Below are 13,919 nucleotides of genomic sequence, written 5' to 3' on the forward strand. Positions count from 1 at the left end.
CCACGGGATGTCGAACTTCTATTCGATTTTAATCGATCCCGAGCTCGCGATCGAAGCGTTTGCAGAAGACCCACATCTCGAGAGCGTCGCGGAAATTCTCCGCGAGATGAACAGATAACGTCTACACTGGAATACCCCCGTACACTGGAACTGGGGGTTCTCGTGCTTCATAATCTCTCAGGGTGCAGTGACAAGAACTGTGGAAGCCGTTCGCTCGAGTCGACGACCGATTCGATATGCGAGTAGAACTGCTCAACCGCCCGAGAAAGCGAACTCACCACTTGAATATGAATCCAGCAGGTTGAGCGGTATCTACCGGTCGAATGTATCGGGCTTACACTGGAACCCCCTCCCTCTCCCCCACCCCGGATCTGTCGGATAGCGAACGTCGGTGGGCACTCGGAAACGGTTTCACTTGCAGCGCTGGTGTGTGTCTGTGTTCGATTCCACTCGTTACCAGAATATCCGTGAGTGCCGAGTATGTCACTGCTCTGTGGTTGGAGAACCCTCCCTGCTTCACGGAGGGGTATCGAACACCACCGTGGCGAGAAAGTCGACCTCGAGAGGGGCTCGCCGCTGGAATCGGACGACGAGTAGCGAACCGAACCGATAGGACGATACCGAACGCCGCGCGAATGAGACCCACACGAATGACCAGAACGCTGCTCGTCGCCGGAACCGCGAGCCACGTCGGCAAGTCGACGGTCGCCGCCGGCCTCTGTCGGTTGCTCGCCGACCGCGAGGTCGACATCGCCCCCTTCAAGGGCCAGAACATGAGCAACAACGCTCGAGTGGTCGTCCGGCCCGAGGGCGCAGAGCCGGGAGAACTCGCGACCGAAAACGAGGACGGAACCGAAACGGACGCCGACCGCTGGGGCGAGATCGGCGTCTCGCAGTTCGTGCAGGCTCGAGCGGCCCGCATCACCCCTACGACCGACTGCAACCCGGTCCTGCTCAAACCCCGCGGCGACGGGGAGAGTCAGCTGGTTCTGCAGGGTCGGGCCCACGAACACGTCCCGGCCAGCCGGTACTACGAGGAGTTCTGGGACGAGGCCCGCGAGGCCGCCGAGGAGTCCTACAGACGGCTTGCGGCCGACCACGAGGTGATCGTCGCAGAGGGCGCCGGCAGCATCGGCGAGATCAACCTCCACGATCGGGACCTCGCGAACGTCGAGACCGCCGCGTTCGCCGACGCCGATATCCTCCTGCTGGTCGACATCGAGCGCGGCGGGGCCTTCGCCAGCCTCTACGGCACCATCGAGCTCCTGCCGGACTCGCTGCGCGAGCGGGTCGTCGGCGCGGTCATCACCAAGTTCCGCGGCGACCGGTCGCTGCTCGAGCCCGGTATCGAGGAGATCGAGTCGAAGACCGGCGTGCCGGTTCTGGGCGTGCTACCATACGACGACCCCGGCCTGCCCGAGGAGGACAGCGTCGGCTTGCCGTCGCGGAGCGAGCGCGGCGTGCTGGGCGACGACGACGGCGTTCCCGACGAACGCCGACTCACGATCGCCGTCCCCCGACTCCCCCGGATTTCGAACGCGACGGACCTCGAGGCGCTGGCCGCGGAGCCGGGCGTCTCGGTCGCGTTCGTGCCGGTCGAAGCGGGGCCGACGGCCGAGGAGCGAGCGATCAGTACCGATCCCCTCGCGGCCGTCGACGCCGACGCGGTCGTCGTACCGGGCACCAAGAACACGGTCGACGATCTACTGGCGCTCCACGAGGCCGGCTTCGCCGACGCGCTCGCAGCGTTCGACGGGCCGATCGTCGGCGTCTGCGGCGGCTACCAGCTACTCGGGGAACGGATTACGAACGCGGATCTCGAGGGGACCGGCGACGATGCCGTCGTCGAGGGCCTCGGGCTGTTGCCAGTCGAAACGCGGTTCGAGGGGACCAAGCGGTTAGAGCAGACGACGGTTCCCGTCGACGGCGAGGCGTCGCCGCTGCTGGCCGGCGCCGACGGCACCGCGTCGGGCTACGAGATCCACGCCGGACGAACGCGAGTACTCGAGGGAGAAACCGAAGAAATCGCCCGCCCGCTCGGCGACTCGAGTGCGGCCCGCGGACGGGTGCTCGGGACGTACCTCCACGGCCTGTTCGACAACGAGGCGGTCCGAACGGCGTTTCTCGAGGCCGTCGCGTCGGAGGCGGGAATCGACCGCCCGCGTCGCAACGGTGAGACGACCGGATCGACGCCGTACGACCGCGCTGCGGCACTGGTCGGCGAGCACATCGCTCTCGAGGCGCTCGGCCCGCCGTTCGACTCGTGAGTCTGGGCACGGATAATCGAGCGAATCGCTACGGACGGCGGCGATGACGGGGCGACGTCGACACAACGACGGCGTCGCGTCGGGTTACGTCGGCTCCGAACGGTAGGTTCCGAGCAGCTCCTCGAGGATGATACACTCCTGGTCGGTCGACTCATAGTGGGTGTCGATGAACCGCTCGGCGGCCTCGTAGTCGCCTCGAAGCCCGTGTTTGCGCACGGTGATCACGGCGTCGAGGAAGAAGGTTCCACCGTCGGCACCCAGCGCCTTCGCGTGATCCTCCTCGGAGATGTCGAGTTCGGTCTTGATCTCGTCGAAGTTGAACGTCTTCACATCGTGATCGTTGTTGAGCAGCGTGAGCACGTACTCCGCGGAGAAGCGATAGAACTCGGATTTGCTCTCGAACATACCGTCGTCGACCAGTTCGTCGATCGCCTCGACGACCTCGTCCGGGTACCTGACGGTATCTTTGGCCATACCGTTATGATGTTCGCTGCGGACTAATGATTGTTTCGAAGAATTGTGTCTGCATTTACAGGAGCTGGCGACGAACTCGCGGTTCGTATCGAATCTCGAAACGGGACGAACGTTAAAGGACGCAGGACGGATTCCTCCGGACGAACAGCTGTGATCGACGTGTCCCTCGGGTTCATCCTCAGTTCCCTCCCCTGGTGGTTAGCGGCGCCGTTGGTCCAGCTCGCGGTGCTCGTCGTCGGCATGGCGTTAGACGAGACCTACGTCAACCGGACGACGGTCCTGATGGGCGCGCTCGCGACGCACATCCACATCTTCGTCGCCGGCGAGGCCGGCCTGCTAGTCTCCATTTACGCCGACGCGGGGCTGGCCGTCGGCGCCTACGGCTTGTACGCCTACGTCGTCGACGGCTACGTCGCCACCTGGTTTCGGCTGCTCGCCTACTACGTCTACTCGCCGCTGTCGGTCTTTCTCGTCATTCTGACCGCCGGCCCCACCGTAATCGGCCTCGAACCGCTGGTCGTTCTCGCGCTGGCCGGGGCGGGGTACGCCAACTACCAGTTCCGGGAGTACCTCCGGCCCGATCAGCCCTTCTACTTCGGCCCGCGGACCCAAGAGGAGTTCGAGGCCGTCCTCGAGACCGAAGTCGCCGCGGGATCGCCGGTCGACGCCGAAGCCGCCGATACTGAAACCGCCGATAGTGACGTCGCCGATCCCGGGGCAGCCGCCGGCGAAACAGCGCCGGGAACGGCCGCCGCGGGAACCACCTCGAGCCCTACTAGTACCGCCTCGAGTCCCGCCGGTACCGAGCCCGCCGAAGACGGGGCGGAGTTCGACCATCCGGGCGCCGAACCGGCCGCCGCGTCCGACTCGAGCGAGCGCGGGATCCTGCCGAAGTTCATGCGCCGGCTCTAGCGAGTTCGAGCGGGTTCTCGCTGAGTCGGGACAGTAGCGAACGCTGCGTAGCAGAGGCGTAGTTCTGGTCACTAGCACGGTTTAGAATGTGTGCACCGTCTAGAATGTGTAAGCGGTGTTCGTGCTGCCGATACTTCATCGCGAGCGCGAGCGGATGAATCGTCCGAGACGGCCAGACGAGAGCGAACACTATCGTCGAGAGACGGGTAGGAGAGCAACGCCTCGAGACACCGATCGCAGCGGTCGTCGAACGCGGCAGTCGCTGTGCGGACCTCGTAACCGTTCGGGATATCCAGTACCAGTACGCTTTTATTCCGTGGAGATCTTTTACCGAAATGACGCTTTCAGGCGCTTGCGAAATCCACGTCCCCTCATCGAATGTCCCCCGAGAACCGTCCCGGCCCGATCATACACCTCTCGACGTCTCACTCGGAGTCGCTCCAAGAACGGCTTCGCGAAGCGACGCCATCTGACGTTCGCTCGATGCCACCGACGACTCACGAGGACGATCTCGAGGCCGTCTCCGACGGGAGAGACGAGTCGAGGGCGAAAGACGAGTCCGACGCGGAGCCGTCGGTTCCCGTCGGGATCGTCCTCGAACTCGAGTCTCCCGAACGGGTACGGACTGCCCTGGAGCGACTGTCCGGAGCGTGGCTGGACGCGCCGACGGTCGTCGCTCCGCCGACCGGCAGTGAAGCGCTCGCGGCGGCGGCGCTGCGGGGCGACGCCGACGAGTACGCGCCCCTCGACGGCGACGGGGATCCGGTCGAGCGAATCCTCGACGCGATTCGACCGCCTCGCGGGACGGCCGACGAGGCAGCCAGCGCCCACGAGAGCGACGGCGAACCGACGGCGGCGAACGGTGCAGGCCCGGCAGTGGGCGCCTCCACAGCCCCGGTCGAGAGACAGCCGTCGACGGAATCGACCGGCGAGTACCACCGCATCCTCGCGAACGAGTTACCCGACGAGGCCTTCGTCATCGCCGCCGACGGCACCTACCTCGAGGCGAAGGTCCGGCCCGACGCCGCCGATCTCTACACGACGACGGCCGACGAACTGCCCGGGAAGACACTCATGGAGGTGTTTCCCGACGACGACGCCGAGGAGTTACAGGCGTGTATCGATCGAACGCTCCGGACCGGCGATATACAGTCGATCGAATATGCGGCGAAGACGACCGACGGCCGCCGACGGTACGAGGGGCGGGTCGTCCCGATCGACGAACCGATCGACGGCCGGAAGGCCGTCGTCTGGCTCGCCAGAGACATTACTGAGCGGATCCAGCGAGAGCGGGAACTGCGATCGCGACGGGACGAACTCGAGACGCTCAACAGGATCAGCGCGGTCGTCGGACGGGTGATCGATACGCTGGTCGAGGCCCCCTCCCGGGAGGCCATCGAACGGGAGGTCTGCGACCAGCTCGTCGAGTCGGAACTGTACTGCGGGGCCTGGATCACCGAGCGAACGGGCGAGGGAACCCTCGCCTTCCGAACCGGCGCCGGCGACGTAGACGCGCACCTCGACTGCGCGAACGAACTCGAGGAGGGCCACGAGTGTCTGGTCCAGCAGGCCGTCGAGACCGGCGAGATCCAAACGGAGACGAAGATTCCGACGAGCGATTCGATACCCGAACCGCTTCGGGCGGCCGCCCGGGCGGACGGCGTCCGATCCGCGATCGCCGCTCCGATCAGTCACAACGACTCGGTCTACGGCGTGCTGACGGTCCTCGCGGGCCGCGAAGACGCCTTCGGAGAGAGCGAGCGATCCGGATTCGGCCTGCTCGGCGAGACGATCGGCTTTACGATCATGGCCGTCAAGAACCGCCAGCTGCTGTTTTCCGACACGGTCGTCGAACTCGAGTTCCGGATCGACGGCGGCGATACCTTCTCGTTCGACCTCTCCGAGCGGTACGACTGTACCGTCTCGCTCGAGTGGGCCGGGACGACGACGGACGGCCGTACCGTCCAGTACGTCACGATCGACGGCCTCGACGGCGAGACCGTCCTCGAGGAGGCCGACGCCCACCCGTCGATCGAGAACTGTCGGCTCATTCACGACGGCTGCGAGAGCTGCACGGTCGAGATGCGCCTCGCGAAGTCGGGGGTCCGGACGCTCGCGAACCACGGCGCGACGTTCCGCGAGGTCACCGTCGACGACGGCGTGGGAACCTGTCTGATCGAGGTCTCCCAGGACGCGAACGTCCGCGAGATCGCGAAGGCGTTGACCGTGATCTACGAGAACACCGAACTCGTCGCGCGCCGCGAGATCGACCGTCCGGTTCGAACCGCCGCCCAGCGGCGGGATCGCGTCTTCGATCAACTGACCGATCGACAGCTGACGACGCTGCGACTCGCCTACTACAGCGGCTTCTTCGAGTGGCCCCGCGAGAGCACCGGCGAAGAGATCGCCGAGGCGATGGACGTCTCGCCGCCGACGATGCACCAGCACCTCCGGAAAGGGATGAAGGCGGTCCTCGAGGAGTTCTTCGAAGCCGGCGGCGGCCCGGAGCTGAACTGAGCGGCAGTCGACCGGCGGACCGCTCGGCAAGATCGGCGGTCGGTCACCACGTTCGTTCACCGGAAACTCGGTGTGTCGAGCCGAAATCCGACCTTGCGGTCGAAAGGTACCGGTACGGAGCAGAGACGGCATGTCGACCGTCACTCGACCGGAGGTACCCACCGGTCATCGACGCGCTCACTGCGTAGGCCCCACCGGAAGTCGAGGACGAATACGTCACGAATGTCGATACTCACGAGATGGTAAAGGAGATCCATATGAACCCGAGCGACGATGCGAGCGCGTCGCCGTCCTCCAACTGCGATGGGAACGACGAGCAGTCCGACGGCAAGCAGCCGCTGTTCAGGGGAGGGTGCAACGACGTGACAGCGAACGTGCCGATCGAAGGACTCTACGAGGGGTCGAACGGTCGCTACTACACCGACTGTCAGCTCAGGCGGCGGCTTCGGACCGACCGCTGGGCGCCGTGCATTCGACAGCGCGATCCGGACCGACGACTGGTGGAAACGCGCGACGGCTCGCTGCTGTTGCTGACGCCGACCGACGACCTCCCCGCGTGGGCCGAGCTCCGAATCGACGACCGTGGCGCTCGCGTCGTCGACACGCGGCGGCCGGTCCCGAACGGGTCGCTGCCGAAGTAGTCGCCGCCAGCGATTTTGACAGCTGCGGCGGGTCACCGATAAGCGGCGAATATGTGAACCGATAGGAACTGGCCGTCGGCCGCGAGAGCCGTCGGTGTGAAGCGACGCGTGTTTCTCGGGGCCGTCGGCTCGCTTACCTCCGTCGGCACGTTAGCGTATACGACTCGAGAGCCGGTCGAAACCCTCGAGATCCGCGTCTGGCTCTCGAGGGGCGCCGCGGCGTACGACGGCGTCGGCGAGCGGATTCGAGAGTACCTCGAGCGGATCTGCGATCTCGAGTACTGGACGCTCGAGTGCTCGGTCGGCGGCACCGTCGACGTCTCGACCGAAGACGGGGCGCGCGTCACGAGCAGCGGGGAGTGGCCGCTGATGCTCGCGGCGGGCGCGGTGGGAGCGCACGCGGTCACCCCCGTCGCCGACGTCAACCTGCTCGTCACGGACGGACAGATGCGACGGACGCCGACCGGATACGGACTCCCGCACGTCGCGTCGGTCGGCGGCGCCCGGCACGTCGCCTCGCTCGAGTCGTTCGACGACCTCCTCTCGAGGCCGGCGGCGAACGCCGAGCGGGGTATCGTGCCGAAGGAACCGGCGACGCGCTCGATGCAGGTGCTCGTCCACGAGATCGGCCACGCGCTCGGGCTGGATCACGAACACGGGATCTCCTTCCGGGACGGCAACGCGATCGTCGCGACGCCGATGCTGAGCAGCTACGCCTGGAACGGCGACGCTGACGTCGAACGCTCGGCGTGCGGACGATCGTATCCGGAGCCAGCGGATGGCCCGCGAAAGCTCAGTCTGGCGTTCTCCTCGTGTGCGCGACGCGAACTCGCCGCGTACAGCGGCAGCAGGGTCGGATAGGCGAGGATAAGCAAGGATAGATGAGGAGAGGAGAGGATAACAGCAACGCGGAAACCGAAGATCGTCTCCGACCGTCCTCGAGGTCGGCCACCGACAACGATCGACCGCCGGCTCTCGGCGGTACAACGCCACGCTACTCGCAGCTTCGAGACGGATCGTCCGGACGAACCGGGGCAGAAACGGATTACTCGTCGTCGTCGCTCTCGTCCTCGCCGCGGACGAAACTCGCCTGTGGGTCCCCGTTGTCGTCGACCCCGCCGGCGCTCGGGCCTTCGATGAGCGCGTCGAAGTCGTCAACCTCGTCGTACTGATCGCGATAGACGAGCGCCGCCTTTCCGGTCGACGTAATCTCGTACAGCCCGGACCGCTCGGCAGGACCGATTTTGCGAACCAGTCCGTAATCTTCGAGTACCGGTAATCGAGTGTTGATGTTCTTACGACTCTTCCCCGTGTGTTCGGCGAGATTCGTTGCGACGTTCCGGCCTTTCTCCTCGAGCGCCTCAAGGATCAAGAAATCAGTAGGTTGACGCAGTTTCACTATCGTTCACTCTCGGGATGAACTATATTTCCAGTGGTAACTAATACTTTCGGCTTTCCCGTTTGGGTTATCAGTTCCAAAGGATACTGAAAACAGAATATAGAGCCGAATAATTGAACGCATTCGAACATATTAGCGTCGACTTACACGGCTTTCGTTTCAAACCATCTGATTGTCAGTCGGCCTACATTCGTGCGAGAGTCGGTAGTCGCCACGACCGCGGAAATGAACCGTACGGGAGCGGGTCGGCCGGTCGGTCGTCAGGTTCGGAACGGCCCGTCGATCGATCCGCTAGCGCCGATCGCAGATTCGGCCGGCGCACTCGCCTTCGAGACGCTCCGCTCGAGCGTTTCGGTCGCGATCGATTCGAGCCACTCGAGGAACCGCGCGACGGCGTCCGGCGAGTCGAGCCGATAGGACGCGGCCGACGGCTCGTCGCCGCCGACGCGTATCCCGATCCCGTCGGGTTCGACGGTCCGAAACGCCGATTCGTCGGTCACGTCGTCGCCGATATAGAGCGGGACGGCCCCCGGCGGCATATCAGCCGCGATTAACGCGACCGCGTTCCCCTTCCCCCACGGGATCGACGGCCCGATTTCGAGGATGCGCTTCCCGGACGACACCTCGAGGGCGTCGCCGCCGAAGCGGTCGACCACCGCGTGCGTCCGCCGCTGGACGGTCGGCCGCATCGCCGGCGGCACGGACCGGTAGTGTACCGTCCCCGTCAATCGCTTGTTTTCGATCCGGGCGTTCGGGATCGGCTCGAGGACCGACTCGAGGATCCCGCACACCTCGTCGATGCGCGCCGCGCGTTTGCGCGCGACCGGGTGGACGGCGAGCGAGTCGTTTCGCTCGAGTTCGAGCCCGTGATTGCCAGCGTAGATCGACGGGCCGTCGATGCGGTCGCGAACGTCGGCCAGCGCGCGGCCGCTGACGATCGCCGTCGAGACCGACGGATCGGCCGCCAGCGACGCGACCGCCGCCTCGTTTTCCGCCGTCGGCGCCGCCGCGTCGGGATCCTCGACGATCGGCGCGAGCGTGCCGTCGAAGTCCAGACAGCAACACAGCCTCGTGCCGGCGTCGAGTCGCGAACGGATCCGGTCCCGCGCCTCGTCAACTGGACGGGGAGGGGTTTCGTCCGACATCACACTGTCGAGGGGTGTTCGTTCGTGTCCCCGTCCAAACTTGACCGAGAGTCCGATCGAGAGTCGCCTCCGCGGTCGGTGCTCCGGCCTGCGTCGGTATCCGAACCGGCGTCGGAATCAGGGTCGCGATCGGAATCGGCGTCGGAGCCGCGAGCCCCGCCGCCGCGTCGTTCGTCGGCGTGGATCCGGCGAATCCAGTCGAACTGGGTCTCCATCCACCACTCGAGGTCACCGTCGAAGACCCGGTTCCGGAGCGTGTTCATCCGGTGTTGGCGCTCGCGGGGCGCCATCGTAACCGCCGCCTCGAGTTGCGACGCGAAGCCGTCGACGTCGGTCGGATCGATCGTCAGCGCGTGCGACCCGAGCCGATCGTGGGCCCCGGTTCCCTCGCTCAGGACGAGCACACCGTCCCCGTCGACGTTCGCGGCGACGTACTCCTGGGCGACCAGGTTCATCCCGTCGACTAGCGGGCTCACGACCATCAGGTCGGCGCGGCGGTAGAGCCCGGACAGTTCCTCGTTCGAGAGGTAGTCTTCGGTGTAGACGATCGGCTCCCAGTCGTCGGTTCCGAACCGCCGGTTGATCCGCGTCACTTCGCTCCTGACGAGGTTGCCGTGGCGCTGGTAGGCGTCGATATCGGTCCGGGACGGCGTCGCCGTCTGGAGGAACGTAAACTCGCCGTGCCACCCCGGATTTCGCTCGAGGAACCGTTCGATCGCCGCCAGCCGTTCGGGGATCCCCTTCGAGTAATCGAGGCGATCGACGCCGAGCCCGATGACGTTCTCGCGGGAGATGTCGTAGCGGTCGAACAGCGACGAGAGCTGGTCCGATTCGACCGATCGCGCGTTCCCGTCGTGAGTCGGCGCGTCGACGCCCATCGGCGTCGCGACGACCCGCGTCGTTCCCCCGTCGTAGGCGACGGTCCGCTGGATTCGATCGACGTCGGCCCCCGGCAGGTATCGCTCGACGCAGTCGAGGAACTGTTCGACGTAGCGGTCGATGTGAAAGCCGAGCAAGTCGTTGCCGAGCAGGCCCTCGAGGATCGCCCGCCCGCCCGGGCAGTGCTGGAACGAGGCCGGCGTCGGCCACGGAATGTGCCAGAACTGGGCGACGGTCGTCGATCGGGGAACCGACTCCCGGATCATCCGCGGCGCGAGACCGAAGTGATAGTCCTGCACCCAGACCACGGAGTCGGGCTCGGCGTGTTCGGCCACCGCGTCGGCGAAGCGCTCGTTGACCGTCCGGTACCACTCGAAATCGTTCGACCGGTTCTCGACGAGATCGACGAAGCCGTGACAGAGCGGCCAGAGCACGCGATTGCTGAACCCGTAGTAGTAGGAGTCGACCGCCTCCTCCGAGAGATCGATCCGCTGGAGGGTGTACGACTCGTCGTCCGGCGGCACCGCGATACAGCCGTCGTCGTCGGCGACGTCGAAGTCGGCCTCGCCGTCGCCCCAGGCGATCCAGGTTCCCTCGGAGGCCTGGACCACGGGATCGAGACCGGCCGTCAGGCCGCCGGTCGGTTCGTCGACCGTAATCGACGATGTGCCGGTCGATCGGTCGTCGCTATCGGCGTCCTCGAACGCCGAATCGTACTCGTGGCGGTACGGCTGGCGGTTCGAAACAACGATTAGAGAACCGGGACAGACGGACCCGTCAGACCGCGAATCCGCGGTCGAGCGGCCGTATCCGTCGGCCCGTAACTGACGATTGCTCGGATGCGTCGACGGCAACCGCGCATCGGTAAATCGCATTCGCTGCTATTGACAACCTCGTCGCGGGTCGGTCCGCGGCCTGCAACCGCATGGAAGCCATATACGCGCTGCTACCTATCGATATCCGTTGACGGGCGCTGCACGGCGATTTCGGGCCGGTCGCGGCCGGTATCGATTCGCGTCGCTCCCCCATCTCGAGAGCGCCGGTTCGAGACCGAGGTCGCCGTTCCGACCGAACGTTCTTTCCCCGGCCGACCGAATCCTCGCGTATGCGATCCCCGTTCAAACGCCGTCTCGAGGCGTGTCAACGCCGACTCGAGCGCACCGACGCCGCGCTGGCCGTCCTCGTTCCGGGCCCGAATCTCACCTACCTGACCGGCTTCGAGGAATCACCGTCGGAGCGACACCTGCTGCTGTTCGTCCCGCAGGTCGGCGATCCGGTCGTCGTCGCGCCGGCGATGTACGACGCCCAGCTCCGGACGCTGCCGATCGAAACGCTCGCGGTACGGCTGTGGGACGACGATGACGACCCGCTCGAGGAAATCGAGGCGGTGCTGGCGGAGCTACTGCCGGCGGACGACGAGCGATCCGGCTCGTCTCGGGACGACGCGCCGACGATTCTCGTCGACGACCGCATGTGGGCGACGTTCACACAGGACCTGCGGGAGTGCGCGCCGGCGGCGACGTTCGACCTCGCCAGTCGTGTCCTCGAGGACCTCCGGATCCGGAAGGACGACGTCGAACTCGCGGCGCTCCGGCGGGCCGGCGAGATCGCGGACCGCGTCTCGCTCGAGATCCGTTCCCGTGGAACCGAGCTGGTCGGGCGAACGGAAGCGGAACTGGCGAACGAGATCGAGGGGCTGCTCGCCGAGTACGGCGGCGGCGAGCCGGCGTTCGAGACGATCGTTGCGTCGGGACCCAACGGCGCCCGACCCCACCACCACAGCGGCGACCGGGAGATCGAGCGCGGCGACCCGATCGTCCTGGATTTCGGGGCGTTCGTCGACGCCGACCTCGAGGACGGGACGGGCCGCTATCCCGGCGACCAGACGCGGACGATCGTCGTCGGCGACGAGCCCGCAGACGAGTACGAGCGGTACGATCGGGTACACGAGGTCGTCCGCGAGGCCCAGCAGCTCGCCGTCGAGACCGTCGAACCCGGCGTGACGGCCGGCGCGGTCGATCGGGCGGCGCGATCGGTCATCGAGGACGCCGGCTACGGCGACGAATTCGTCCACCGAACCGGTCACGGCGTCGGCCTCGAGGTCCACGAACCGCCCTACATCGTCGCGGACAACGACCGCGAACTCGAGCCCGGGATGGTCTTCTCCGTCGAACCGGGGATCTACCTCGAGGGCGAGTTCGGCGTCCGGATCGAAGACCTGGTCGTCGTCACCGAGGACGGCGCTGAGCGGCTGAACGAGTCGTCCCGCGGGTGGGAGACCGGCGAAATCCACTCGTAGCAGCGGACACCGGGTTTCCGGTGAATCCACCGCCAAAAGACGCCGGAACGGACACCGGGCTTCCGGTGAACGACCTCGAGAAAGAGCGAACGATTCCGCTCGTCGATCGCGAGGGTCGAGTCGAACAGCGGGGCACTACGCGTCGTCGGTCTCGACGAGCACCTTCCGGACGACGTCCGGGTCCTCGAGCAGTTGGTGTTCGGTGTAGCTCCCCTCGGCGCTGCCGCCGCTCTGGCGGGACTGCTCGATGATGTCGAGGAAGGCGTGTTCCTTCAGGAGGTCGCGGACGCGGCGCAAGGAGAGCGTGTCCGACCCCTCCTGTCGACAGATCTCCTCGTAGACGTCGAAGATCTTAGTCGTTCGAAAGCCGTCCTCGTCGGGCGTGTTGAGCGCGAGGACCGCGAGAGCTTGCAGGACGTACCGAGAATGGGGCGTCGAGCCCCGAATGAGTTCCCGGAACCGATCGGTCTCGGCGCGTTCGCGGGCCTGCACGACGTACTCCTCGCGAACCGTCTCGCTGCCGTTCGATTGGGCGATCTCGCCGGCGTAGCGAAGGATGTCGATCGCCTTCCGCGCGTCGCCGTGTTCCCGTGCTGCGAGGGCGGCGGCTCGAGGGATGACCGAGGGCTCGAGGACGCCGTCCTTGAACGCGTCGCTGCGGGCCTGCATGATGTCCCGTAGCTGGTTGGCGTCGTAGGGCGGGAAGACGAACTCCCGCTCGCAGAGGCTGGACTTGACCCGCTCGTCCATTCGGTCTTTGTACTTGATCTTGTTGCTGATTCCGATGACGCCGATCTTGCAGTCATCGAGTTTGCCGGCCTCGCCCGCGCGCGAGAGTTGCATGAGGATGTCGTCGTCGTCGAGCTTATCGACCTCGTCCAAGATGATGAGGACGACCTCGTACTGGGAGTCCAGCACCGTCCAGAGGCGCTTATAGTAGGTCGACGTGCTGAGCCCCTTGTCGGGAATCTTGATATCGGTCCGCTCGGGATCGTTCAGCGAGTAGGCGATCGTCTGGACCGCCTGCGTCTCCGTGCTGTCCTGGGCGCAGTCGACGTAGGCGAACTCCGCGGTGACGCCCTCCTCCGTCGCGACGCGGACCAGCCGTTCGGAGATGTGTTTCGCACAGAGAGACTTCCCCGTGCCCGTCTTCCCGTAGATGAGCAGGTTGCTCGGACTCTGCCCGAAGATCGCCGGGTTGACGGCGTTGGCGAGATCGGAGATCTCGTCGTCCCGGCCGACGATCCGCCCCTCCTCCGGGAGGTGATTGATCTCGAGCAGCTCCTTGTTCTCGAAGATCGGGTCGTCACGGGTAAACAGGTCGTCGCCGGAACTCGACATGATCGTAGACACCACGTTTCCGGTGAAACGTCTTTATTGTTTGGA

At 65.7% G+C, this 13,919-nt stretch carries 11 protein-coding genes; 6 read left to right on the forward strand and 5 right to left on the reverse strand.

Features of this window, described 5'->3' with window-relative positions; genetic code table 11:
- Positions 1 to 650 precede the first annotated feature (650 nt).
- Positions 651 to 2,267 (forward strand): cobyric acid synthase, encoded by a 1,617-nt coding sequence (locus HTUR_RS24580; protein WP_012946082.1) that lies wholly within the window; start codon positions 651 to 653, stop codon positions 2,265 to 2,267.
- Between the two features lie 84 nt (positions 2,268 to 2,351).
- On the opposite strand, the gene HTUR_RS24585 is transcribed toward HTUR_RS24580, so the two are convergent.
- Positions 2,352 to 2,741 (reverse strand): ribbon-helix-helix domain-containing protein, encoded by a 390-nt coding sequence (locus HTUR_RS24585; RefSeq protein WP_012946083.1) that lies wholly within the window; start codon positions 2,739 to 2,741, stop codon positions 2,352 to 2,354.
- A gap of 150 nt (positions 2,742 to 2,891) precedes the next feature.
- On the opposite strand from HTUR_RS24585, the gene HTUR_RS24590 reads away from it, so the two are divergent.
- The 4 genes from HTUR_RS24590 to HTUR_RS24605 all read left to right on the forward strand — a co-directional run bounded on the left by HTUR_RS24590 (position 2,892) and on the right by HTUR_RS24605 (position 7,672).
- Positions 2,892 to 3,653 (forward strand): hypothetical protein, encoded by a 762-nt coding sequence (locus HTUR_RS24590; RefSeq protein ID WP_012946084.1) that lies wholly within the window; start codon positions 2,892 to 2,894, stop codon positions 3,651 to 3,653.
- A 378-nt stretch (positions 3,654 to 4,031) separates the two neighbouring features.
- Entirely contained in the window at positions 4,032 to 6,170 is a 2,139-nt protein-coding gene (locus tag HTUR_RS24595) for a bacterio-opsin activator domain-containing protein (RefSeq protein WP_049942148.1), read from the forward strand.
- Positions 6,171 to 6,427: 257 nt separating this feature from the next.
- The gene (locus HTUR_RS24600) at positions 6,428 to 6,811 is read left to right on the forward strand and encodes a hypothetical protein (RefSeq protein ID WP_049942149.1); all 384 of its coding nucleotides are present in this window, start codon (positions 6,428 to 6,430) and stop codon (positions 6,809 to 6,811) included.
- 96 nt (positions 6,812 to 6,907) lie between these two features.
- Positions 6,908 to 7,672, forward strand: a complete 765-nt coding sequence (locus HTUR_RS24605; protein WP_049942150.1) for a peptidase M10A and M12B matrixin and adamalysin — start codon at positions 6,908 to 6,910, stop codon at positions 7,670 to 7,672.
- 184 nt (positions 7,673 to 7,856) lie between these two features.
- Here HTUR_RS24605 and HTUR_RS24610 read toward each other — a convergent pair whose 3' ends face one another.
- From HTUR_RS24610 to HTUR_RS24620, 3 genes are all read right to left on the reverse strand, one after another.
- Entirely contained in the window at positions 7,857 to 8,210 is a 354-nt protein-coding gene (locus tag HTUR_RS24610) for a winged helix-turn-helix domain-containing protein (protein ID WP_012946088.1), read from the reverse strand.
- A gap of 260 nt (positions 8,211 to 8,470) precedes the next feature.
- A complete protein-coding gene (gene otsB / locus HTUR_RS24615) occupies positions 8,471 to 9,355 on the reverse strand; it encodes a trehalose-phosphatase (RefSeq protein ID WP_012946089.1) in 885 nt (294 codons plus the stop codon).
- Positions 9,355 to 11,109: an alpha,alpha-trehalose-phosphate synthase (UDP-forming) gene (locus tag HTUR_RS24620; RefSeq protein ID WP_012946090.1), complete on the reverse strand. Its 1,755-nt coding sequence runs from the start codon at positions 11,107 to 11,109 to the stop codon at positions 9,355 to 9,357. The genes otsB and HTUR_RS24620 overlap by 1 nt, the downstream gene beginning before the upstream one ends.
- A 230-nt stretch (positions 11,110 to 11,339) precedes the next feature.
- On the opposite strand from HTUR_RS24620, the gene HTUR_RS24625 reads away from it, so the two are divergent.
- Positions 11,340 to 12,533, forward strand: a complete 1,194-nt coding sequence (locus tag HTUR_RS24625; RefSeq protein ID WP_012946091.1) for an aminopeptidase P family protein — start codon at positions 11,340 to 11,342, stop codon at positions 12,531 to 12,533.
- A 135-nt stretch (positions 12,534 to 12,668) separates the two neighbouring features.
- On the opposite strand, the gene HTUR_RS24630 is transcribed toward HTUR_RS24625, so the two are convergent.
- On the reverse strand, positions 12,669 to 13,874 hold the full coding sequence (locus tag HTUR_RS24630; protein WP_012946092.1) for a Cdc6/Cdc18 family protein: 1,206 nt from the start codon (positions 13,872 to 13,874) through the stop codon (positions 12,669 to 12,671).
- Between the last annotated feature and the right edge of the window lie 45 nt (positions 13,875 to 13,919).

This window comes from Haloterrigena turkmenica DSM 5511 (genome assembly GCF_000025325.1).
GTDB lineage: Archaea > Halobacteriota > Halobacteria > Halobacteriales > Natrialbaceae > Haloterrigena > Haloterrigena turkmenica.